Origin of the sequence: Pseudomonas sp. AKS31 (assembly GCF_023634765.1) — a bacterium.
In the GTDB taxonomy this organism is placed as follows: Bacteria; Pseudomonadota; Gammaproteobacteria; order Pseudomonadales; family Pseudomonadaceae; genus Aquipseudomonas.
The window spans coordinates 814682-836878 of record NZ_JAMLFX010000001.1 but is presented as its reverse complement, the minus strand read 5'-3'; the positions used below and the strand labels follow the sequence as shown (position 1 = coordinate 836878).

Genomic DNA, 22197 nt, shown 5'->3' with positions numbered 1-22197 from the left:
GAAGCCATAATCGCCAAGCTCTTTCAGGTCGGTGCTTGACGCAAGACACCTCGTTTAGCTCCCTCTCCCTCCGGGAGAGGGCTGGGGTGAGGGTGTTTTTAAGAAGGCTACTCGTTATCCAGACCTTTGCGGCGGTACGGGAAGACATCAATGACTTTCCCCGCCCGAATCGCCTCCTGCAAACTCTTCCAGTAATCAGCGTTGTACAACTCGCCATGCAACTGGTCGAACAACTTGCGCTGCCCCGAATCAGCAAACAGAAACGGCGGAAATTCCTCGGGAAACACATCCAGCGGCCCGATCGAATACCACGGCTCCGAAGCCATCTCGTCCTCCGGCGTACGCGGCGCAGGGATGTGGCGGAAGTTGGCCTCCGTCAGAAAACAGATTTCGTCGTAGTCATAAAACACCACACGCCCATGCCGGGTGACGCCGAAGTTCTTCAGCAACATGTCGCCGGGAAAGATGTTGGCCGCCGCCAGTTGCTTGATCGCCAGGCCATAATCCTCCAGCGCCTCGCGCACCTGCGCATCGTTGGCGTTTTCCAGATACAGATTGAGCGGCGTCATGCGACGTTCGGTCCAGCAGTGACGGATCAGCACCGTGTCGCCCTCGACCGACACCGTCGACGGCGCCACTTCCAACAATTCCTCAAGACAGGCCGGATCAAACTTGCTCAGCGGAAAACGGAAATCGGCGAACTCCTGGGTGTCGGCCATGCGCCCGACCCGATCGACGCTTTTCACCAGTCGGTACTTCTCGATCACCGTGGCGCGGTCGACGTTTTTCGACGGCGAGAAACGGTCCTTGATGATCTTGAACACGGTGTTGAAGCCCGGCAGGGTGAACACGCTCATGACCATGCCGCGCACGCCCGGCGCCATGATGAATTGATCATCGGTGTTGGCCAGGTGATTGATCAGCGCGCGGTAAAACTCGGACTTGCCGTGCTTGTAGAAACCGATCGAGGTGTACAGCTCGGCAATGTGCTTGCCCGGCAAAATGCGCCGCAGGAAACCGATGAACTCCGCCGGCACCGGTACATCGACCATGAAATACGAACGGGTGAACGAGAAGATGATCGACACATCGGCTTCGTCGGTGATCAGCGCGTCGATCTGGATCCCGCGTCCTTCGCGGTGCAGCAGCGGAATTACCAGCGGCCATTGCTCGTCGCGGGTGTAGATGCGCCCGACCAGGTAGGCGCCCTTGTTGCGGTACAGCACCGAGGAAAACAGCTCGACGCTGAGTTCCGGGTCCTTGCACACCCAATCCGGCAGGTTCTCGCGCAGTTGCGCTTCGAGGCGGCGCAGGTCTCCCGGCAGATCGGCGTAATCCTCGCTGAAACGGTAATCGGCAAAAATGCTTGCGAGCATGCCCGACAACTGCCCCTGCGGTTTGTAGGTGCGGGTTTGCGCGGCACGGGCACGGCGCAGGCTCGGGCGGGTGGTGTGGATGAACATGCAGCCGTCGCTGATCAGGTCGTGGCTGAACAGACCGCAGAAAATCGAGTTGTACCAGGTCTCGGACAGTTCATCGTCGAAGCGCAGGTCGATGACGCTGATATAGGCACTTTTCACCAGTGGCCAGCAACTGACGTTCATCAGCGTTTCATCATCGAAGTATTCGCGCAGGCGAGCGATGGTTTCGCCGACCTTTTCTTCGTAGAGATTGATCCGCGCCGCCGACGCCGTTTGCGTCTCCTGCCAGCGCGCCTGCTCGAAACGCTCCCGTGCGCCATCGGTGATCCGCCGGAATTGCTCGCGGTAATCGTCAAAGCCATCGAGGATCATGCGGGCGATGTCGGTGGCTGGCCATGGTTGCGGCATAGTTAAGACCTCGGCGTGCGTGGGGAAAATCTGTGCCTGAGCTTAGCCACGCAAGCGTGTGTGCGTGAAGTGCAATTTCTGCCAAATCCGCGTCAGGGTTGTACAGCGACACAGTTTTTTGCAAAGTTTTTTAATCGACCGTTCGGTCAGTTAATCACCTCAGCGGTGCTTCTCGCCGCCCTGCCCCAGCCCGCGAATTCTCTGGCCTTCGGATCCAATACCTGACCGACGCGTCTAGTGCGCGGCTTTGCTGCGACTGAGCGGACCGCCTGCGACAAACCCAGATTGGTCTTACCAAAATAGTGGCACTTTGATATATACCCCGCCAGCACCCGCCTCCTAACAAGATCCTCGCTGACGAGGACGACCTCCCCCCTCAAAGATCAAGGAGCACACTGATGTCTATCCGGAATCTGCGCATAGGTTTGCGCGCCAGTTTGAGCTTTGCCGTTTTGGCCGGTCTGCTGGTGGTGGTCGGCCTGTTCGGTCTGGGCCAGATGAAAACCCTGCGCGAAAGTGCAACGGTGATTGAAGAATCATGGATGCCGAGCATCGAGAGCATCCATGACGCGGCAGCGAACATCGCCAGCATTCGCCTCGAATCCTTGCGCCTGATCACCAGCACCCAGCCTGCCGTGCGCGACAGAAGCAAAGGCATCATCAAGGCGCAGCGCGAAGAACTGCTCAAGCGCCTCGCCGATCACAAAGCCCTGCTCACCAGCGAAGAGGAACGGGTGATGCTCGACGGCTTGAATGCCAACACCGCCAAGTACATGAGCATTCTCGAACAGATCATCGGCCAGATCGACGCCGGGCAAAGTGAACAGGCCTACACGCGCCTTAACAATGAACTGGCGCCGCAGGGCACGCTGCTCGACAAAACCCTGGAGCAGATGATCGCGTTCAATCAGCAAGGCGCCGATGCCGCTGCCGATGCCGCCGCTGCGATGTACCAACAGGCACTGTGGATTGTCGCGACCATCATCGTGGCTGCCCTGATTGCCACGCTGCTGCTGGCCTGGCAGCTGACGCGCAGCATCACCACCCCGATCAATCAGGCACTGAATGTAGCGCGGCGCATTGCTGCCGGTGACCTCAGCGGCCAGATCGTCAGCAGCGGTAAAGATGAGGCTGCGCATCTGCTCGACGCCTTGGCCGAGATGCAGGGCAATCTGCGTTCGACCATTCGCGGCATCAGCGAATCGGCGCAGCAACTGGCGTCCGCAGCCGAGGAAATGAGTTCGGTGATGGAGCAAAGCACTCGCGGCCTGCAACAGCAGAACGATCAGATCGAACAAGCCGCCACCGCGGTCACCCAGATGAGCACGGCGGTGGACGAAGTCGCGGCCAACGCGGTGTCCAGCGCAGAAGCGTCAGCCGCCTCCAACGAGGACAGCAAGCACGGCCATGTGCAGGTCAGCGAAACCATCAGTTCGATTCAGGAGCTGGTCGATGCCGTACTCGGCGCTTCCGAACAAGCCGAGGGCCTGGCCACGCAGGCACAGGACATCAGCAAAGTGCTGGAAGTGATTCGCGGGATTGCCGGGCAGACCAATCTGCTGGCGCTCAATGCGGCGATCGAAGCGGCACGCGCCGGTGAAGCCGGGCGCGGTTTCGCGGTGGTCGCCGATGAAGTGCGTTCACTGGCACAACGCACGCAGAATTCCACCGAAGAAATCGAGCTGATGATCAGCAGCATCCAGCAAGGCACGGGGTCGACGGTGGGCGCATTGCAGAGCAGTGCCGAGCAGGCCGGACAGACGTTGCGCCGCGCCAACAGCGCAGGTCAGGCGCTGGAGAAAATCACCGCGTCGATCTCGCAGATCAACCAGCGCAATCTGGTGATCGCCAGCGCGGCCGAACAACAGGCCTTGGTGGCGCGCGAAGTCGATCAGAATCTGGTGACCATCCGCGATCTCTCGACCCAGACCGCCGCTGGCGCCACCCAGACCTCGGCCGCAAGCCAGGAGCTGTCGCGTCTGGCCGTCGATCTCAACGGTCTGGTGACACGCTTTGTGATCTGAGCGAACAGTTCAATGCCCGAATAGCGGTTGCCTTCGTCAGGGCGCTCGGCAACACTCTCGTCCCGATCAAGGAAGGAGACCCCGCCGTGAGCCCTGTCGATATTTTCCGTATGTTGTCGCTGGCGGCCATCTGGGGCGCGAGTTTTCTGTTCATGCGCATTATTGCGCCGGTGATCGGCACGATCCCGACCGGTTTTTTTCGCGTGTCGATTGCGGCCCTTGGCCTGCTGGTGATCCTTGGGCTGATGCGCGTACGCTGGGATTTCAAAGGCAAACTGAAAACCGTGATGCTGCTGGGCGTGATCAACTCAGGGATTCCGGCGACGCTGTATTCGGTTGCGGCCCAGGTTTTGCCGGCCGGCTACTCGGCGATTTTCAATGCCACCACGCCGTTGATGGGCGTGCTGATCGGCGGGTTGTTCTTCAGTGAAAAACTTACCGCAGCCAAACTGGGCGGGGTGTTCCTCGGCCTGTTCGGCGTTGGCGTACTGACCCGCGCCGGCCCCGTGGCATTTGACATGCAACTGTTGATGGGCGCCCTCGCCTGCTTGCTGGCGACGACCTGCTACGGCTTTGCCGGTTTCCTCGCGCGCCGTTGGCTCGATCAGGCCGGCGGTCTGGACAGTCGTCTGTCGGCGCTGGGCAGCATGCTCGGCGCGACATTATTCCTGTTGCCGTTGTTCGGCTATAGCGTGATCACCGCACCGCCGCTCAGTTGGGGCGGCTGGCATGTCTGGCTGTCGCTGCTGGGCCTGGGCCTGGGTTGCACGGCGTTCGCCTACATCATTTATTTCCGCCTGCTCAGCTCGATCGGTCCGGTGAAGTCGATGACCGTGACCTTCATGATTCCGCCGTTCGGCGTGCTGTGGGGGGCGTTGTTGCTGGATGAGCCGCTGTCGATGGCACACATTTATGGCGGGGTGTTGATTGCGGCGGCGTTGTGGCTGGTGTTGAAGCCGGCGGCGGTGAAACCTTCTCAGGTGACAGCCCGTTAGACCTCTGGCGCTGCTGAAATGGCTATCGCGAGCAGGCTCACTCCTACAGGGGAATGCATTCCAATGTGGGAGTGAGCCCGCCTGTCAGCTAGTCGGTTTTACGGAAGACAAAAGCCAGTCCGACAATGATCAACAGCATGCCCAGCACACTTAACGCCGCCAGGCGATTGCCGAAAATCAGATAGTCCATCACTGCCGTCACCGCTGGCACCAGGTAAAACAGGCTGGTGACGTTGACCAGATTGCCCCGTGCGATCAGCCGATACAGCAACAGCGTCGCCAGCACCGAGACCACCAGCCCCATCCACAACACCGGCACGATAAAACCTGTGCTGTGCTCAAAGTGGAACGGCTGGAACGGCACGAAAATCCCGCACAACAACAGCCCGGCCAGGTATTGCACCGGCAGCGTACCGAGAGGATTGTCGGTGATGCGCTTCTGCATGATCGAGCCCAGCGTCATGCTTGCCAGCGCCAGCAAACCCCAAAGCATCCCCGCCCACGACATCCCGGCCAGACCAATGCCTTGGTAAACCACCATGATCAGACCGGCCAGCCCCAGCGCCAGACCGAACATTCGGCTCGCGGAACGCTGTCGCTCCATCAACACCACGGTGAGAATCGGCTGCACTCCCATGATGGTCGCCATCACTCCCGGGGTGACTCTGCTGTCCAGGGCCAGCAAATAGAAAATCTGATAGGCCCCCAACAACACCACGCCGGTGGCGATCGCAAACATCATTGGTTTGCCGCCCTTGGGCAACTTCAGTTTGAGCAACGGCGCCAGCAGCACCAGCCCGCACAAGGCAATCACAAAGCGAATCAGCAGAAAGGCAAACGGCGAAGCGTGGGCCAGGCCCCATTTGGAGAAGATCGCGCCGCTGCTCCACAGCAGAACGAACAGGCTCGTGGACGCGGCCGCGAGCGCGGATTTTTTCGACAGGACAAACATGAATACCACCTGTAGTCAGGCAAGAAGCCAACTCAGCCGAAGCTGAAATTCAGTAGGTTTTTCTGGCGGGCGCAGGGAGCAGCAGAAACTGCCGATCAGCCCGAAACGCCAACGCCCGGCGGTGATACGACTGCGCACACCGGCGTGCTACTGACAGGTGGAGGGTAATGACTGATCTGCTTGGGCTGCTGATTCCCGCACGGCACGACGCCAGCGTTGACCGCTGAATCGACTACCGCGTTGATGAGGGATGCAGGCATTTGCGCAGATCTTTTTTGAAGGGTTGGAGGGTGAGGCATACGTCTCACGTGCGCCGACTATAACCAGCGGGCGACATGGATTGCAATGATTTGGGCAAAGGGCCGGCAGGGACAACTGGACGCACGGTGAATAGGCTGGATTGCGATGGCGACACCCAACCATGGGGACAAGGGCTAATTGACTAAGACTAGTATCGAACAACTGCTCATTTAATGATCAACGCCGGAGGCACCATGAAGGCTGCCGTTGAAAAAAAGGCGCCAGGCGCCAGATCGATAAAAGCTGATAGAAAACGCTCATCCGGAAAATTGTCTGAGCGGGAGTTGCACCGAATCAGAGAAACGTTGATGAGTCCAGTCGTAGAAGAGCCCGGAGGCGTTCTCGCCGGCAACTCGTTCACCTTCTCCTCATAAAAAAAACCGCTCACAAGGAGCGGTTTTTTATTGCCTGATCCAGCCTCAACCAAACAGCCAATACCCCAACAACGTCAACACCACCACCGCCAGCACCGGCCGCATCACGCGGTAGGCCTTCGGATGACGGCGCTTCCACTGCTTGACCACGCCACTGAACCTGTCACTGAAGTTCTTGCTCCAGGCGTAGGCCTGGTTGATCCCGCCGACGCGTTCGTCGTCGAGGTTCTGCGGTGCGGTAGCACGACCGAGGAAAGCGCTGATGGAGCGGTTGATACGGGTCATCAGACGGTTGCTCAGCGGACGCTCGACGTCGCAGAACAGGATGACGCGGGTCTGGTCGGTTTCGTTCTTGACCCAGTGCACGTAGGTCTCGTCGAACATCACGTCTTCGCCGTCACGCCAGGCATAAACCTGACCATCAACGAAAATCCGGCAATCGTCGGAGTTCGGCGTCGACAAGCCGAGGTGATAACGCAGGGAGCCGGCGAACGGATCACGATGCGGGTTCAAGTGGCTGCCACCCGGCAACAGCGCGAACATAGCGCCTTTGACGTTGGGAATCGCACTGACCAGCGCCACGGTTTTCGGGCACAGGGTTTCAGCCGATGGCAGCGGTTTGTCGTACCACTTGAGGTAGAAACGCTTCCAGCCCTTCTTGAAGAACGAGCCGAAACCGGCGTCGTTGTTCTTTTCTGCGGCGCGGATATAGCCCTCGTCGAACAGGTGCATGGCCTCGTCGCGAATGGTTTCCCAGTTGTCGCGCAACACGTCCAGTTCCGGAAATTTGCTGCGATCCAGGTACGGCTTGGACGGCACGCCGGAGAAAAGGTACATCAGGGCGTTGTACGGAGCGAACAGCGCCGAGTGGTTGACGAACTGGCGCAGAACCGGCAAACGCGCCTTGCCGCGCAAATGCACATAGAGGATGCTGCCCACGAACAGCAGCAACACCAACACCTTGGCGGCTAACGAAAAGGTCATCAACGACTCCTTGAATAAAAACAACGCTGCGCAATGCCCTTTACCCGACATGGCAGCCGGCCATGATAAACACTACCGGCGCCGGGCAAAACCCGCCTTACACAAGATTCAGTGTTAAGAATTGCGCAACAAAGCATTTATTAGCATAAAGATCCTGAACCCCGGCTGATCTGAATCAACGCGGTTACTGCTGATTCTCCTGTTCGGTAAACAGATCGCTGAACAACATGCTCGACAGATAACGCTCACCGGAGTCCGGCAGAATCACGACGATGGTCTTGCCCTGCATTTCCGGCGTCTCTGCCAGACGCACCGCAACTGCCATCGCGGCGCCACAAGAGATGCCGCACAAAATCCCCTCTTCCTGCATCAAGCGCAGCGCCATGGCCTTGGACTCTTCGTCGCTGACCTGCTCGACCCGGTCGACCATCGCCAGATCCAGGTTCTTCGGCACGAAACCGGCACCGATGCCCTGAATCTTGTGCGGGCTGGGTTTGATTTCTTCACCGGCCAGCGCCTGGGTGATCACCGGCGACGACATCGGCTCCACAGCCACCGAGAGAATCGGTTTGCCCTGGGTATTCTTGATATACCGCGAAACGCCGGTGATGGTTCCGCCGGTGCCGACGCCCGCGACCAGCACATCGACGGCGCCGTCGGTGTCATTCCAGATTTCCGGACCGGTGGTCTTTTCATGGATGGCCGGGTTGGCCGGATTATCGAACTGCGCCGGCATGAAATATTTGTCGGCGTCGCTGGCGACGATTTCAGCCGCTTTCTCAATCGCGCCTTTCATGCCCTTGGCCGGCTCGGTCAACACCAGTTCGGCGCCCAGAGCCTTGAGGACTTTACGACGTTCGATGCTCATCGAAGCCGGCATGGTCAGCATCAACTTGTAACCACGGGCCGCGGCAACAAAGGCCAGACCGATCCCTGTGTTCCCCGACGTAGGTTCGACAATGGTCATGCCCGGCTTGAGTTTGCCGCTGCTTTCGGCGTCCCAGATCATGTTGGCGCCGATCCGGCACTTGACCGAATAACCGGGGTTGCGCCCCTCGATCTTGGCCAGAATAGTCACGCCTCGCGGTGCGATGCGGTTGATCTGCACCAGCGGCGTATTACCGATGGAATGGGCGTTGTCAGCAAAAATACGGCTCATGGCTGGGTCCTTATGCAGCGTTGAATTCAGCCTTCCAAGGTATGCCTGTTGCCTGGCGCAGTCCAGTCGGGTCGAACGACTGCGCGACGTAACAGTCAATCGCTTACATCGTCTGGGAAATGCTGTCATGAAGCGTCGCTACAGTTGGCCACTAGGGATTTTCACCGTCGTCGTTGTGCTGTTGATCGCACTGCATATCGCCCTGCCTTACATGGTGCGTGACTACCTGAACGGCAAACTGGCGGACATGGGTGACTATCGGGGCCAGATCACTGATGTCGATCTGGCCCTATGGCGCGGCGCCTACAAAATCAATGGACTGAAGATCGTCAAGGTCGATGGCAAGGTTCCGGTACCGTTCGTCAACGCGCCGCTGATCGATCTGGCAGTCAGCTGGCATTCGCTGTGGTACGACCACGCCGTTGTAGCGCAAGTAAAGTTCGTCAAACCTGAGGTCAACTTCGTCGATGGCGGGGCCAACAAACAGAACTCCCAAACTGGTCAGGGCACTGACTGGCGTGCGCAATTGGGGAAGCTGCTGCCGATCACTCTCGACGAGGTCCAGATTCAGGAGGGCAAAATCACTTTCCGTAATTTCAACTCCAGGCCACCGGTCAATATGAACGCCACCAACGTCGAGGCCAGCATCTACAACCTGACCAACGTGGTCGACAAGCAGGGCAAACGTGACGCGCGCTTCGAAGGCAAAGCGCTTTTGCTCGGCCATGCGCCACTGGAAACCACTGCCACCTTCGACCCGTTGAGCAATTTTGAAGACTTCCAGTTCCGCCTGCGCGCCAAAGATATCGAACTCAAAAGCATGAACGACTTCGCCTCGGCCTACGGCAAATTCGACTTCAATGCCGGTCACGGTGATGTGGTGATCGAAGCCCAAGCCAAAAAAGCCCAGGTCAACGGCTACATCAAACCCCTACTGCGCGACGTCGAAGTGTTCAATTGGCAGCAGGACGTGGAAAACAAGAACAAAAGCATCTTCCGCTCGGTCTGGGAAGCCATCGTCGGCGGCTCGGAAACCGTGCTGAAGAACCAGGCGAAAAACCAGTTCGCCACCAAGGTCGAACTCAGCGGTAACGTGCATCAGCAAAACATCAGCGCGTTCGAAGCGTTTTTGCAGATTTTGCGCAATGGTTTCATCCAGGCTTTCAATGCGCGGTATGAACGACCGAAGCCGGATGCGGGTTAGTTTTTTGAAATGGGAGACCAATTCCCTCGCCACAACCGTGTTGTCTGGCGTCAGGCCGAGACCGAGTCAACATGTGACGCCCCATTCAGAGACTGAATAAGCCGTCTGCGTTCACAGTCGACCGGGCTGCGCGTTATAGTCGGGCATCCGATTATTTCGCCCCCGCCCTGCCCGTCAGGTCGGCGTTACCGTTCGAGGATTAGCAGATGAAGTTCGAAGGCACCCAGGCCTACGTCGCCACCGATGACCTGAAGCTGGCAGTCAACGCCGCCATCACCCTGGAGCGGCCGCTGCTGGTCAAGGGCGAACCGGGCACCGGTAAGACCATGCTCGCCGAGCAACTGGCCGAATCGTTCGGCGCCAAGTTGATCACCTGGCACATCAAGTCCACCACCAAAGCGCATCAGGGCCTGTACGAGTACGATGCGGTCAGCCGTCTGCGCGACTCGCAACTGGGTAATGAAAAAGTCCACGACGTGCGCAATTACCTGAAGAAGGGCAAGCTCTGGGAGGCTTTCGAGTCCGAGGAGCGGGTCATTTTGCTGATCGACGAAATCGACAAGGCCGACATCGAGTTCCCCAACGACTTGCTGCAAGAACTCGACAAGATGGAGTTCTACGTTTACGAGATCGACGAGACCATCAAGGCCAAGAAACGCCCGATCATCATCATTACCTCCAACAATGAGAAAGAGCTGCCGGACGCTTTCCTGCGCCGCTGCTTCTTCCACTACATCGCCTTCCCCGACCGCACCACCCTGCAGAAAATCGTCGACGTGCACTACCCCGACATCAAGAAGGATCTGGTCAGCGAAGCGCTGGACGTGTTCTTCGACGTACGCAAGGTGCCAGGTCTGAAGAAGAAGCCGTCGACCTCGGAACTGGTGGACTGGCTGAAGCTGCTGATGGCCGACAACATCGGCGAAGCGGTTTTGCGTGAACGCGATCCGACCAAAGCCATTCCGCCACTGGCCGGTGCGTTGGTGAAGAACGAACAGGACGTGCAACTGCTTGAGCGCCTGGCGTTCATGAGCCGTCGCGGCACCCGCTAAGAGGCTGACGCCATGTTGCTCAACCTGTTCAATGAAATGCGTGCAGCCAAAGTGCCCGTGTCGGTGCGCGAGTTGCTCGACCTGATCAACGCGCTGAAACAGCGCGTGACCTTCGCCGACATGGACGAGTTCTATTACTTGTCGCGGGCGATTCTGGTGAAGGACGAACGCCATTTCGACAAGTTCGACCGCGCGTTCGGCGCCTACTTCAATGGCCTGGAAAAGCTCGACGATCACTTGCAGGCATTGATTCCCGAAGACTGGTTGCGCAAGGAGTTCGAGCGTTCGCTGACTGACGAGGAACGCGCGCAGATCCAGTCCCTCGGCGGTCTGGACAAGCTGATCGAAGAGTTCAAGAAGCGTCTGGAAGAACAGAAGGAACGCCACGCCGGCGGCAACAAATGGATCGGCACCGGCGGCACCAGCCCGTTCGGCTCCGGTGGGTTCAACCCGGAAGGCATTCGGGTCGGCGATGCCGGCAAACGCCAGGGCAAAGCGGTGAAGGTCTGGGATCAGCGCGAGTACAAGAACCTCGACGACTCGGTGGAACTGGGCACGCGCAACATCAAGGTCGCCCTGCGTCGTCTACGCAAGTTCGCTCGTCAGGGCGCGGCGGAAGAGCTGGACATCGACGGCACCATCGACCACACCGCCAAGGACGCCGGCCTGCTGAATATCCAGATGCGCCCGGAACGGCGCAACACGGTGAAGCTGTTGTTGCTGTTCGACATCGGCGGCTCGATGGACGCCCACGTGAAGATCTGCGAAGAGCTGTTCTCGGCCTGCAAGACCGAGTTCAAGCATCTGGAGTATTTCTACTTCCACAACTTCATTTATGAATCGGTGTGGAAGAACAACATGCGCCGCACCTCCGAGCGCACCTCGACCCAGGACCTGCTGCACAAGTACGGCGCCGACTACAAAGTGATCTTTATCGGTGACGCCGCCATGGCGCCGTATGAAATCACACAGGCTGGTGGCAGTGTCGAGCACTGGAACGAAGAGCCGGGCTACGTGTGGATGCAGCGCTTCATGGAGAAGTACAAGAAGCTCATCTGGATCAATCCGTATCCGAAAGATACCTGGGGCTATACCTCGTCGACCAATATCGTGCGGGATCTGATCGAGGATCAGATGTATCCGTTGACGTTGCGCGGGCTTGAGGAAGGGATGCGGTTTTTGTCCAAATAATCTGTTTTGTCAGTAATGGCCCCTTCGCGAGCAGGCTCGCTCCCACATTGGAATGCATTTCAATTGTGGGAGCGAGCTTGCTCCGGGCGGCGTTCCGACGAAGCTTTTAGCTATTCAGAAAACGCTGCAGATATTTGATGTGCTCACGGTGCGCAACGTCTTGCACCACCGGCCGCAACCGCACCTGCGTCCCCGGCAGACACTGCGCCAACCGCGCCAACGCCAACGGCGTCAATGCGCCCAATCGCGGATAACCACCAATCGTCTGTCGATCATTGAGCAACACAATCGGCTGGCCGTCCGGCGGCACTTGCACCGCACCGAGCGGAATGCCTTCGGAAATCATCGGTTGTCCCTGATAGTGCAAGGTGCTGCCCAACAAGCGAATGCCCATGCGATCGGCGCGGCTGTCCAGCGCCCAAGCCGTGTTGAACACGTCGAACAGACTCTGCCCGCTGAACTGGCCGATCTGTGCGCCGAGCACCAGATCCAACGGTGCATTCGATTTCAGATCCGGCCGCAACGGCAAAGGCACTTCACGCAGCAACCGCGATTCACCGCAATAACCCAGCGCAGCCCCTTTGGCCAACGGCAAGCCCATGCCATCCAGACCACCGAGTTCTTCGCGAACCACCGTGGCACTACTGCCCAACACCTGCGGTGCATCAAAACCGCCGGGCGCGGCCAGATAAGCCCGGGCACCGAGCAACGGCTGAGTGAGTTGCAACGTCTGCCCTTTGCCCAATTTGAAACTGCGCCACGGCGCCAGCGGCTGCCCGTCGATCCGTGCGCCAAGATCCGCACCGGCCAAGGCCAGCCAACATTCTTCTTCGGCCACCACGGCAAAGCCGCCGAGGTTGATTTCGATCACCGTTGCACCCAGCGCATTACCCAGCAACCAGTTGGCCCAACTCATCGAACACCAATCCGCCGCGCCGCCCTGGGTCACGCCCAGATGCCGCACGCCGAAACGCCCCGCGTCCTGCAACAGGCACAGCGGCGTACTCGCTTCAATCGTCAGTCGGCTCATGCCAGTGCCTCCAGTGGCGTATCGTCGCCGCCGAGGTTGATGAACTCGGCATGACTGACCGCTTCGAATCGTACCGTGTCGCCGGGCTGCATCAGGCTGTAACCATCGCGATTGCGGTCGAACAGTCTCGCGGGAGTGCGGCCGATCAGGTTCCAGCCACCGGGGGATACCACCGGGTAGGCCGCCGTTTGCCGCTCGGCAATGCCGACGCTGCCGGCTGCGACCTTCTTGCGAGGCGTGTTCAGACGTGGCGCGGCCAGAACCTCTTCAACCAGCCCCATGAAGGCGAACCCCGGCGCAAAACCGAGGGCGAACACCTGATACTCCCGCGCACTGTGCCGCCGGATCACCTCCGCCACCGCCAGACCGCTGCGCTCGGCGAGCAAGCTCAATTCCGGACCGACGCTCAAGTCATACCAGACCGGCAGCACATGGCACTGGCCAGCGGCTCGCGCATTCGGCGACAGGTCGATCATTGCCTCGGCGATCAACGCCCGCGCCTGATTCGGGCCCAGTGCAGTCAGATCGTAATGCACCATCAACGTCGTATAGGACGGCACCAGATCAATCAACTGCGCCCCGAACGCCGCACGCAAACGCTCACTGGCAGCGAGCATCCACGGCATGTTGACTTCGGCGATCTCATCAAACAGACGCAGCATCAGGCAATCCAGTGCCACCACTTCAATCCGTGGGTTCATGAGGCACGCTGCTGATTCAAGGCCTCGCGAATGCGCTGCACGGCGGCCACCGAACTGGCGTTGTCGCCGTGTACGCAAAGGGTGTTGGCGTGCAGACGCAAGGCGCTGCCGTCGCTGGCGGTGAGGTTGTCGCCACGGGCGATGGTCAGGGCCTGCTCGATGATTTTCTCCGGGTCGTGATGCACCGCGCCCGGCAATTGCCGTGAAACAAGTTTGCCGGCGCTGTCGTAAGCGCGGTCGGCGAAGGCTTCGAACCACAGGGTCACGCCATACTCATCGCCGATCTGCTGCGCTGTCGAGTTGTCGCGGGTGGCCATCAGCATCAACGGCAGGCTGCGGTCGTAAGCGGCTACCGCCTGAATCACCGCACGCAATTGCGACGGGTTGGCCATCATGTCGTTGTACATCGCGCCATGGGGTTTGACGTAACTGACGCACCCGCCTTGCGCCTTGCAGATGCCGTCGAGGGCGCCGATCTGGTAATGCAGAATGTCTTGCAGCTCTTGCGCCGAATACGCCATGGAGCGGCGACCGAAACCGACCAGATCCTGATAAGCCGGGTGTGCACCGATCTGCACGCCGTGGCTCAACGCCAGGCTGACGGTCTTGCGCATGATGCCTGGGTCGCCAGCGTGGAACCCGCAGGCCACGTTGGCGCAATCGATGAAGGGCATGACCTCGGCGTCCAGACCCATGGTCCAGCTGCCGAAGCTCTCGCCAATGTCGCAATTCAATAGCAGGCGGCTCACGGTGAACACTCCTGTAGGTGCTTGTCTTCTTATCTGTAGGACTGTGCTTCGCAGGTTATCAGTTACTGCGCATCGAGTTGCTTGCCGCGAGTTTCCGGCAGGCTCAACGCCGCGATAATCACCACGCCGTAAGACACCGCTGCAAAGGCGCCAATGCCGACGCTCAACGGTACTTTCTGGCTGAGCAGGCCGATCAGCAGCGGAAACAAGGCTGCCAGCGCGCGGCCGATGTTGTAGCAAAAGCCCTGCCCCGAACCGCGGATTCGCGTAGGGAACAGTTCAGTCAGAAACGCGCCCATACCGCTGAAAATCCCCGAGGCGAAGAAGCCCAGCGGAAAGCCCAGCCACAGCATCACACCATTGCTCACCGGCAGTTGCGTATAGAGCAGAACGATGGTGAACGAGCCGACCGCAAAGAGAATGAAGTTCTTCTTACGCCCCAGCAGGTCGGTGAGATAAGCACTGATCACGTAGCCGACGTAGGAGCCGACAATCACCATCGCCAGATATCCACCGGTGCCGAGTACGCTCAAGCCGCGCTCGTTTTTCAGGAAGGTCGGCAGCCAGGAAGTGATCGCGTAATAGCCGCCCAGCGCACCGGTGGTCAGCAGTGAAGCGCGAAACGTGGTGAAGAGCATGCCGGGCGCGAAGATCTCGTAGAATTTCGATTGAGTCTCCGGCGTTTGTTGGGCCTTGGCTTCGCGATAGATCTCCGGATCCTTCACCAGACGACGGACAAAAATCACAAAAATTGCCGGCACGATGCCGAGGATGAACAGTGCGCGCCAGGCATCTTCCGGCGGCAACACCGAGAACAACAACGCATACAGAATCGCCGTCAGTCCCCAGCCCAGTGCCCAACCGGATTGCACCATGCCTACCGCTTTGCCACGGTCCTTGGCGCGGATCACCTCACCGATCAGTACCGCGCCAGCGGTCCATTCGCCGCCGAATCCGAAGCCCATCAACGTGCGCGCGATCAGCAGTTGTTCGTAGTTTTGCGCGAAGCCGCAGAGAAAAGTGAAGAAGGCGAACCACAACACGGTGAGTTGCAGGGTGCGCACGCGACCGATGCGGTCAGAGAGAATCCCCGCCACCCAGCCGCCAATGGCCGAAGCAATCAACGTGCTGGTGTGAATCAGCCCCGCTTCACCAGTGGTGATGCCCCACATGGCAATCAGTGTCGGCACGACAAAGCTGAGCATCTGCGTGTCCATGCCGTCCAGACCGTAGCCGATCTTGCAGCTCCAGAACGTGCGGCGCTCCTGCTGGTTGATGTTGCGATACCAATCGAACGGACCAGGACGCGCCGTTGCCTTGGGGACTTCTAGGGTGTCGGGAGCACGCATGGCTTATCTCCGCAGGTTTTTTATTGGTCTTGTTCGTAGCCCCGACGACGCCTATCGTGGGGACCGGATGCGTCGATTTTTCGTCGCGCGGCCCTGCTGCGTCCAACGAATAAAAACCCGCCTTAGCCATAAGAAAAATTTGTCACCCGAGCCTTGCCCATGAACCTGAAGTTTCTCGAGACCTTTGTCTGGGTCGCCCGACTGAAGAGTTTTCGCCTGACCGCCGACAAGCTGTTCACCACTCAGGCGTCGATTTCCAGCCGCATTGCGGTGCTGGAAGGCGAGCTGGGGGTGAAGCTGTTTCTGCGCGATTCACGCGGTGTCAGCCTGACGCCCGAAGGCCTGAAAGTGCTGGAGTATGCCGAGCAGATGCTCGACACGATGTCTGCACTCAAGCAATCGATCGAGACCCGCTCGAGCAAGGTCGGCCGTGTACGTATCGGCGTGATGGACACGGTGATTCACACCTGGCTCAGCCCGTTGGTGGCGCAGATGACCGATCTGTATCCACGGGTCGAAATCGAGCTGGTGGCAGATACCTCGCTGAACCTCTGCGATCAGTTGCAAAAAGGCTTTCTCGACATCGTTCTGCAAACCGACCTGATCCGCCATGAAAGCGTGCGCAGTCTGGAGTTGGCCAGTCATCCGTTGGGCTGGATTGTTGCCAGTAACTCAATCTACAACCGCGATTACGCTGACCTTGCCGAACTGGCGCAGGAACGGATCATCACCTACTCGAAAAACTCCCGGCCACACCAGGATCTTTTGGCGCTGATGCAAGCCAACGGTGTGCTGGCGCCGCGCTTGAATTGCGTGAATTCGGTGTCAGCGATCACGCGGTTGCTGCGCGATGGTTTTGGGATTGGCGTGTTGCCACCGGTGTTAGTGGCTGAGGAATTGGCGCGGGGCGAGTTGACCTTGCTCGCCATCGATCAGCGCCCGCCGAACCTGCAGGTGGTGGTGTCGTGGCGGGTGGGCGTTGAGTGGGTCGAGGAGATTGTGACGTTGTGTCAGCAGGTGCTGGAAGGTTATGCGCGCAAGGTGGGCAAGGACTACATCGCGTTAAGTTGATCGTTCCTACGCTCTGCGTGGGAATGCAGCCCGGGACGCTCCGCGTCCCTCGAAAGCCGAACGCGGAGCGTCCGTTGAGGCGTTCCCACGCAGAGCGTGGGAACGATCATCAGAGGCCGCGCACGTCGCGGTCTTCGATCGGCCGGCTCTGGCGCAGGCGGCGGCCACCGAGAACGACCCAGTCGATCAAGCGGAACAGGCACTCGATGCCGAACGACAGCAACAGCGCACCGCTCATGCCCCAGATCATGGCTTCCGGGGTCAGTAGGATCTGGTAGCTGTAACCGTTCCAGGTTTCCTTGCGAATGTCCGGATCGGCGGCCAGCACCACTTGCAGAAAACGGATGTACCACGGGCCCTGCATCGCCTGGAACTGCTTGTCCAACGCCACCTGACGCGTGAGCAAGGTGTTCAGACTGTCGGCGTCGCTGCGGAAGATCGGATCTTCACTGGCGCGGTAATGCGCGACCAGCGCCTGCATATCGCCCTTGAAAAACTGCTCGGCCGTGCCCTGAAAGCCGCGCAGGCCGGTCTGCGCCTCGATCAGGTGCGCCTCGACACGTTTGGCGTAATCGTTGATGAACCCCGGCACCTGGACACCGATCAACAGGCCCGCCGCAAACAACACCAGCCGTACATAACTGAGCAACATGGGGTGCAATCCTTATTCGGTCTTGCCCTGACTGACGCATTCGCCGCGTCGCCACAGGCTCCATTGGCCCGGTTCGTAGCGGGTCCAGGTTTCGTTTTCGGTCAAAGGCTCGGTGGCGATCACCGTGACCACGTCGTTGGGCGTGGTTTCCGCCTGGAAATCGACGATGACATCGACGTCCTTCAAACGCGCCGGGCCGAACGGTGCGCGGCGGGTGATCTGTGCGAGTTTGGTCGAGCAATAGCAGAACAGCCAGTCGCCATCGCTGAGCAGGCAATTGAACACGCCTTTGCTGCGGTACTCGGCGCACGCCGCGACCAGATCCGGCAACAGTTCTTCTATATCGACCGGCTCTGGGAATGCTGCACGCACGCGGTTGAGCAAATCGCAGAACGCCGCTTCGCTATCGGTATCGCCCACTGGGCGGTAAAAGCTTTTGATCGGAGTGAAATCGGCAAGCTGGCCGTTGTGCGCAAAGCACCAGTTGCGCCCCCAGAGTTCACGGACGAACGGGTGGGTGTTGGACAGGCAGACCTTGCCGACGTTGGCCTGACGGATGTGGCCGATGACCACTTCGCTCTTGATCGGATAGCGTTGCACCAGATTGGCGACTTCCGATTCGCAACTGGCCGCCGGGTCCTGAAACAGGCGCAAGCCGCGCCCTTCATAGAAGGCAATGCCCCAGCCGTCGCGGTGCGGGCCGGTGCGACCGCCGCGCTGCATCAGGCCGGTGAAGCTGAACACGATATCGGTCGGCACGTTGGCACTCATGCCCAGTAATTCACACATGTGCGGACTCTCGGGTTACAGGCGCGGCTCGACCCGCATGCGCTGCGGATTGTTCGGCACTGGCGGGCGACCGTAGCGGTCATCACCGGCGCCGCCGAACGGTTGATCGTCGTCGCGGTCATCAGCGCGAGCGGCGGCCTTGGCGGCTTCTGCCTGTTCACGACGCGCACGGGAAGCACGCTCGATCGGGAAGCGGATCAACACGAAAATCAGGTAGATGCCGAACGCGATCATGCCGTACATGAACAGATCGGAGACCGCCCGCCAGGCGTTGTTGCCGACCTTGAAGGCCAGATCCAGTGCAGTGATGGCGATGGACGGCGCAACCTTGGCCTTCACCGGATCAATGATGGTCGGGCTGAACAGCAACACCGCCATCAACACCCGCAACGGTTCGCGCAACCAGCGCCACATCCAGGTGGTCAGGCGCATCCATACCAACAGGCAGCCCACAGCGGCAAAGGCGTAGAGGCCCCAGGCGATCAGATAGTCGTTCTCGGTCATGGTGTCCATGGCAAGGCAGGCAAAGAGGCGCTTATAGTAACGACTTTTCGCCCGCCAGGCTTGTCCCAATAGACACACGACCTGTGGGAGCGAGCCTGCTCGCGAATACGGACTGTCAGTTGAAACATTGTTGTCTGACCCACCGCTTTCGCGAGCAGGCTCGCTCCCACAAGGGTCTGCGACGGTTTCAAGCGCTGCGAAAACCCTATTTCCGAACTTTGTCCGAGAGCCTTCCATGCCCCAATCCGCCAACGTCATCAGTGCCCCGATTGCCCACAAGGCGCCTGGTGCCGACCCGTATGCCTGGCTGCAGGAGCGCGACACCGACGCGGTGCTCGATTACCTCAAGGCCGAAAACGCCTGGCAGGAAGCGCAAACCGCCGATCAGGCCGATTTGCGTGAAAGCCTGTTTGAAGAGATCAAGGGCCGGATGCTTGAAACCGATCTGTCCCTGCCCTCGCCTTGGGGCCCCTACCTGTATTACACGCGCACCACGGCGGGCGACGAATACGCCCGGCACTACCGCTGCCCGCGTCCGGCGGACGACAGCCTGACCCTCGACGAAAGTCGCGAACAACTGCTGCTTGACCCCAATGTACTGGCCAAGGGCGGTTTCTTCTCACTGGGCGCTTTCAGCATCAGCCCGGACCACCAGCGCCTGGCCTACAGCGTCGACGCCTCGGGGGATGAGATTTACACGTTGTTCGTCAAGGAACTGGCCAACGACAAAGTCAGCGAGCTGGAATTTCAGGACTGCGATGGCAGCATGACCTGGGCCAACGACAGCCTGACCCTGTTTTTCGGCGTACTCGACGACACCCATCGCCCACACAAACTGTTCCGCTATCGCCTCGACGGCACCGCGGCCGAAGAGGTGTTCCACGAGCCGGACGGGCGTTTCTTCCTGCACTGCTACCGTTCCAGTTCCGAACAGCAATTGCTGTTGTCGCTGGGCAGCAAGACCACCAGCGAAGTCTGGGCGCTCGACGCCCACCAGCCGCACCTGCCGTTCACTTGCCTGGCGCCGCGGGTCGAGGATCATGAATACGATGTCGATCACGGCCTGCTTGATGGCGTGTGGACATGGTTTATCCGCACCAACCGTGACGGCATCAACTACGCCCTGTATCAAGCGCCGGACACCGGCACCGCGCCGACTGAGGCCGAGTGGCAAAACCTGATCCCCCACAGCGATACGGTGATGCTCGACGGCGTCAGCCTGAACACCGAGGCGATGACCCTGAGCTTGCGCGAAGGTGGTCTGCCGATAATCGAAGTTCACCCACACGGTCTGGCGCCTTATCGCGTGCAATTGCCGGACGCGGCCTACAGCCTCTATGTGCAAAACAGTCTGGAATTTGAGAGCGACCGCATTCGCCTGCGCTACGAGGCGTTGAACCGCCCGGCGCAGGTGCGCCAACTGATCCTCGCCAGCGGCGAGCAAACGGTGTTGAAAGAAACCCCGGTGCTCGGCCCGTTCGACGCCGACGCTTACGTCAGCCAGCGTCTGTGGGCGACGGCGCCGGACGGCACGCAGGTGCCGATCAGCCTGGTGATGAAGCGCGAAATGGTCGGCCAGGCAGTGCCGCTGTACCTGTACGGTTACGGCGCTTACGGTTCGAGTCTTGATCCGTGGTTCTCCCACGCGCGCCTGAGCCTTTTGGATCGTGGCATGGCCTTCGCCATTGCTCACGTGCGTGGCGGCGGTGAACTGGGCGAAGCCTGGTATCGCGCCGGCAAGCAGGAACACAAGCACAACACCTTCAGCGACTTCATTGCTTGCGCCGAGTTCTTGATCCTCAACGGCATCACCACTGCGGAAAAACTGGCAATCAGCGGCGGCAGCGCCGGTGGTTTGCTGATCGGCGCCGTGCTTAACCAGCGTCCGGATCTGTTCGGCGTGGCGATTGCTGAAGTGCCGTTCGTCGACGTGCTCAACACCATGCTCGACCCGGAGCTTCCGCTGACCGTCACCGAGTACGACGAGTGGGGCAATCCCGAAGAGCCGGAGGTTTACGAGCGGATCAAGGCTTATGCGCCGTACGAAAACGTCAGCGCGCAGAATTACCCGGCGACGCTGGTGATCGCCGGCTACAACGACAGCCGCGTGCAGTACTGGGAAGCGGCCAAGTGGGTGGCGAAATTGCGTGCGACCAAAACCGACAACAATGTGCTGCTGCTCAAGACGGAACTGGGCGCCGGGCATGGCGGGATGAGCGGGCGTTATCAGGGATTACGTGACGTAGCGCTCGAATATGCATTTGTGTTCAAGGTTTTGGGCCTGGCCTGAGGAACTCCGTCGGTCACTTGGGTCTTAATTGCAGACCCAAGAGGCCGATCCCCCCAAGATCCCTGTAGGAGCTGCCGAAGGCTGCGATCTTTTGATTTTTTGAAAGGCAAGATCAAAAGATCGCAGCCTTCGGCAGCTCCTACATAGGGACCGTGTGAAGCCTGAAACAGTGAAAACAAAAAGACCGTGACGACATGTCAGAACCGACCTTCCTGAACAACGAAATCCGCGACTGGCTGATGGACTGCGGCCTCTTCGATCAATTGCAACTGGCTGACTTTGCGGCCGCTGCCGGCTACTTCAGCATCAGCACCGTGGCCGAAGGCGAAGCGATTTTCCGCGAGGGCGATGCCGGCAGTTTCATGTGCATCCTCCACACCGGCCAGGTCGCCGTGCAGAAAACCGGGCCCGATGGTCAGGTGATCACCATGGCCACCCTGCGCAGCGGTCGTGCGTTCGGTGAAATGGCTGTGCTTGATGGTGAGCGACGTTCGGCCACCTGCATTGCCGCGAGTAACTGCCAACTGCTGAACCTGGGCAAGGATTCGCTGGAAAAAATGCTCAACGACGCGCCGAAGATCGCCGCGAAGATCATCCGCGCCCTCGCCGTTTCCCTGTCGAAACGTCTGCGCATGGCCGACGGCCAACTGGCGGCGCAACAGGTTTAACCCCCGGGCGTTTTCGCCTTGGTGCCGCTCGGCTCGATGCCCGGCACCGGTTGATCCTTGCTCGGCGGGCTGGGCATTTCGATCGGCACCAGCGGCGGGCTGCCACTGCCGGCACCGGACTTGGGAATGTTGATTGGCGTGATCTGCGGATACGGCGTCGGTGTCGCGGTGCCGGGCGAGCCGGGTTGCGGCGCCGGGCTGACCGGAATGGCCTGTTGCGCCTGCACTGCAGTAATCGAGAGCGCGGCCAGGGCAATGACCGTTAGAATGGTGCGCTTCATCAAGGGCTCCGTTTGGCCTTAGTCTGCGCTCAGGCTACTCCCAACGCGC

The 22197-nt window shown here is 59.6% G+C and carries 20 protein-coding genes; 8 read left to right on the top strand and 12 right to left on the bottom strand.

Translation table 11 applies throughout. From position 1 onward, the window contains the following. Window positions 1-107 precede the first annotated feature (107 nt). On the bottom strand, window positions 108-1829 hold the full coding sequence (gene aceK, locus M9827_RS03785; protein ID WP_250603581.1) for a bifunctional isocitrate dehydrogenase kinase/phosphatase: 1722 nt from the start codon (window positions 1827-1829) through the stop codon (window positions 108-110). Window positions 1830-2227: 398 nt separating this feature from the next. On the opposite strand from aceK, the gene M9827_RS03780 reads away from it, so the two are divergent. Both M9827_RS03780 and M9827_RS03775 read left to right on the top strand, forming a co-directional pair. Further along, complete coding sequence (locus M9827_RS03780; RefSeq protein WP_250603579.1) at window positions 2228-3853, top strand: methyl-accepting chemotaxis protein; 1626 nt, start codon at window positions 2228-2230, stop codon at window positions 3851-3853. Window positions 3854-3939: 86 nt separating this feature from the next. Further along, window positions 3940-4848, top strand: coding sequence for a DMT family transporter (locus tag M9827_RS03775; RefSeq protein ID WP_250603577.1), 909 nt, complete (start codon window positions 3940-3942; stop codon window positions 4846-4848). 88 nt (window positions 4849-4936) lie between these two features. Here M9827_RS03775 and M9827_RS03770 read toward each other — a convergent pair whose 3' ends face one another. From M9827_RS03770 to cysK, 3 genes are all read right to left on the bottom strand, one after another. Beyond that, window positions 4937-5800 carry a DMT family transporter gene (locus M9827_RS03770; RefSeq protein ID WP_250603576.1) on the bottom strand — a complete coding sequence of 288 codons (864 nt, stop codon included), beginning with the start codon at window positions 5798-5800 and terminating at the stop codon, window positions 4937-4939. A 719-nt stretch (window positions 5801-6519) separates the two neighbouring features. After that, window positions 6520-7458 carry an aspartyl/asparaginyl beta-hydroxylase domain-containing protein gene (locus M9827_RS03765; protein WP_250603573.1) on the bottom strand — a complete coding sequence of 313 codons (939 nt, stop codon included), beginning with the start codon at window positions 7456-7458 and terminating at the stop codon, window positions 6520-6522. A gap of 184 nt (window positions 7459-7642) precedes the next feature. Then, entirely contained in the window at window positions 7643-8617 is a 975-nt protein-coding gene (gene cysK, locus M9827_RS03760) for a cysteine synthase A (RefSeq protein WP_250603571.1), read from the bottom strand. Window positions 8618-8744: 127 nt separating this feature from the next. On the opposite strand from cysK, the gene M9827_RS03755 reads away from it, so the two are divergent. The 3 genes from M9827_RS03755 (at window position 8745) to M9827_RS03745 (ending at window position 12064) form a co-directional block, all read left to right on the top strand. Then, entirely contained in the window at window positions 8745-9821 is a 1077-nt protein-coding gene (locus M9827_RS03755; RefSeq protein ID WP_250603569.1) for a DUF748 domain-containing protein, read from the top strand. 206 nt (window positions 9822-10027) lie between these two features. After that, complete coding sequence (locus M9827_RS03750) at window positions 10028-10873, top strand: AAA family ATPase (protein WP_007911294.1); 846 nt, start codon at window positions 10028-10030, stop codon at window positions 10871-10873. Window positions 10874-10885: 12 nt separating this feature from the next. Further along, entirely contained in the window at window positions 10886-12064 is a 1179-nt protein-coding gene (locus M9827_RS03745; protein WP_007956512.1) for a vWA domain-containing protein, read from the top strand. Window positions 12065-12170: 106 nt separating this feature from the next. Here the strand turns inward: M9827_RS03745 and M9827_RS03740 are convergent, their stop codons facing one another. The 4 genes from M9827_RS03740 to M9827_RS03725 form a co-directional block, all read right to left on the bottom strand. Then, entirely contained in the window at window positions 12171-13094 is a 924-nt protein-coding gene (locus M9827_RS03740; RefSeq protein WP_250603567.1) for a 5-oxoprolinase subunit C family protein, read from the bottom strand. Then, on the bottom strand, window positions 13091-13795 hold the full coding sequence (locus tag M9827_RS03735; RefSeq protein ID WP_250603565.1) for a 5-oxoprolinase subunit B family protein: 705 nt from the start codon (window positions 13793-13795) through the stop codon (window positions 13091-13093). Before M9827_RS03735 ends, M9827_RS03740 begins: the two co-directional genes overlap by 4 nt. Beyond that, window positions 13792-14544 (bottom strand): 5-oxoprolinase subunit PxpA, encoded by a 753-nt coding sequence (locus M9827_RS03730; RefSeq protein WP_250603563.1) that lies wholly within the window; start codon window positions 14542-14544, stop codon window positions 13792-13794. The genes M9827_RS03735 and M9827_RS03730 overlap by 4 nt, the downstream gene beginning before the upstream one ends. A gap of 62 nt (window positions 14545-14606) precedes the next feature. Next, complete coding sequence (locus M9827_RS03725; protein ID WP_034153180.1) at window positions 14607-15893, bottom strand: MFS transporter; 1287 nt, start codon at window positions 15891-15893, stop codon at window positions 14607-14609. Between the two features lie 159 nt (window positions 15894-16052). Between M9827_RS03725 and M9827_RS03720 the strand changes: the two genes are divergently transcribed. Continuing rightward, a complete protein-coding gene (locus tag M9827_RS03720; RefSeq protein ID WP_250603561.1) occupies window positions 16053-16964 on the top strand; it encodes a LysR family transcriptional regulator in 912 nt (303 codons plus the stop codon). A 109-nt stretch (window positions 16965-17073) separates the two neighbouring features. Here the strand turns inward: M9827_RS03720 and M9827_RS03715 are convergent, their stop codons facing one another. Genes M9827_RS03715 through M9827_RS03705 form a run of 3 tightly spaced genes read right to left on the bottom strand, consistent with a single transcriptional unit; the run spans window position 17074 to window position 18918 of the window. Then, window positions 17074-17616, bottom strand: a complete 543-nt coding sequence (locus M9827_RS03715; protein WP_034153178.1) for a DUF2937 family protein — start codon at window positions 17614-17616, stop codon at window positions 17074-17076. A 12-nt stretch (window positions 17617-17628) separates the two neighbouring features. Continuing rightward, window positions 17629-18405, bottom strand: coding sequence for a class II glutamine amidotransferase (locus tag M9827_RS03710; RefSeq protein WP_007911322.1), 777 nt, complete (start codon window positions 18403-18405; stop codon window positions 17629-17631). Window positions 18406-18420: 15 nt separating this feature from the next. Then, window positions 18421-18918 carry an MFS transporter gene (locus tag M9827_RS03705; protein ID WP_250603560.1) on the bottom strand — a complete coding sequence of 166 codons (498 nt, stop codon included), beginning with the start codon at window positions 18916-18918 and terminating at the stop codon, window positions 18421-18423. A gap of 226 nt (window positions 18919-19144) precedes the next feature. Between M9827_RS03705 and M9827_RS03700 the strand changes: the two genes are divergently transcribed. Then, window positions 19145-21199 (top strand): S9 family peptidase, encoded by a 2055-nt coding sequence (locus M9827_RS03700; RefSeq protein ID WP_250603559.1) that lies wholly within the window; start codon window positions 19145-19147, stop codon window positions 21197-21199. Window positions 21200-21393: 194 nt separating this feature from the next. Next, window positions 21394-21867, top strand: a complete 474-nt coding sequence (locus M9827_RS03695) for a Crp/Fnr family transcriptional regulator (protein WP_250603558.1) — start codon at window positions 21394-21396, stop codon at window positions 21865-21867. Here M9827_RS03695 and M9827_RS03690 read toward each other — a convergent pair. Next, entirely contained in the window at window positions 21864-22148 is a 285-nt protein-coding gene (locus M9827_RS03690) for a hypothetical protein (protein WP_123452464.1), read from the bottom strand. The genes M9827_RS03695 and M9827_RS03690 overlap by 4 nt on opposite strands. Window positions 22149-22197 lie beyond the last annotated feature (49 nt).

What these genes read in the sequence shown, in the direction of transcription:
- aceK (WP_250603581.1), bottom strand. Translation starts at nt 1,829, where the DNA reads ATGCCGCAACCATGGCCAGCCACCGACATCGCCCGCATGATCCTCGAT.
- M9827_RS03780 (WP_250603579.1), top strand. Translation starts at nt 2,228, where the DNA reads ATGTCTATCCGGAATCTGCGCATAGGTTTGCGCGCCAGTTTGAGCTTT.
- M9827_RS03770 (WP_250603576.1), bottom strand. Translation starts at nt 5,800, where the DNA reads ATGTTTGTCCTGTCGAAAAAATCCGCGCTCGCGGCCGCGTCCACGAGC.
- M9827_RS03765 (WP_250603573.1), bottom strand. Translation starts at nt 7,458, where the DNA reads ATGACCTTTTCGTTAGCCGCCAAGGTGTTGGTGTTGCTGCTGTTCGTG.
- cysK (WP_250603571.1), bottom strand. Translation starts at nt 8,617, where the DNA reads ATGAGCCGTATTTTTGCTGACAACGCCCATTCCATCGGTAATACGCCG.
- M9827_RS03755 (WP_250603569.1), top strand. Translation starts at nt 8,745, where the DNA reads ATGAAGCGTCGCTACAGTTGGCCACTAGGGATTTTCACCGTCGTCGTT.
- M9827_RS03750 (WP_007911294.1), top strand. Translation starts at nt 10,028, where the DNA reads ATGAAGTTCGAAGGCACCCAGGCCTACGTCGCCACCGATGACCTGAAG.
- M9827_RS03745 (WP_007956512.1), top strand. Translation starts at nt 10,886, where the DNA reads ATGTTGCTCAACCTGTTCAATGAAATGCGTGCAGCCAAAGTGCCCGTG.
- M9827_RS03740 (WP_250603567.1), bottom strand. Translation starts at nt 13,094, where the DNA reads ATGAGCCGACTGACGATTGAAGCGAGTACGCCGCTGTGCCTGTTGCAG.
- M9827_RS03735 (WP_250603565.1), bottom strand. Translation starts at nt 13,795, where the DNA reads ATGAACCCACGGATTGAAGTGGTGGCACTGGATTGCCTGATGCTGCGT.
- M9827_RS03725 (WP_034153180.1), bottom strand. Translation starts at nt 15,893, where the DNA reads ATGCGTGCTCCCGACACCCTAGAAGTCCCCAAGGCAACGGCGCGTCCT.
- M9827_RS03720 (WP_250603561.1), top strand. Translation starts at nt 16,053, where the DNA reads ATGAACCTGAAGTTTCTCGAGACCTTTGTCTGGGTCGCCCGACTGAAG.
- M9827_RS03715 (WP_034153178.1), bottom strand. Translation starts at nt 17,616, where the DNA reads ATGTTGCTCAGTTATGTACGGCTGGTGTTGTTTGCGGCGGGCCTGTTG.
- M9827_RS03710 (WP_007911322.1), bottom strand. Translation starts at nt 18,405, where the DNA reads ATGTGTGAATTACTGGGCATGAGTGCCAACGTGCCGACCGATATCGTG.
- M9827_RS03705 (WP_250603560.1), bottom strand. Translation starts at nt 18,918, where the DNA reads ATGGACACCATGACCGAGAACGACTATCTGATCGCCTGGGGCCTCTAC.
- M9827_RS03700 (WP_250603559.1), top strand. Translation starts at nt 19,145, where the DNA reads ATGCCCCAATCCGCCAACGTCATCAGTGCCCCGATTGCCCACAAGGCG.
- M9827_RS03695 (WP_250603558.1), top strand. Translation starts at nt 21,394, where the DNA reads ATGTCAGAACCGACCTTCCTGAACAACGAAATCCGCGACTGGCTGATG.
- M9827_RS03690 (WP_123452464.1), bottom strand. Translation starts at nt 22,148, where the DNA reads ATGAAGCGCACCATTCTAACGGTCATTGCCCTGGCCGCGCTCTCGATT.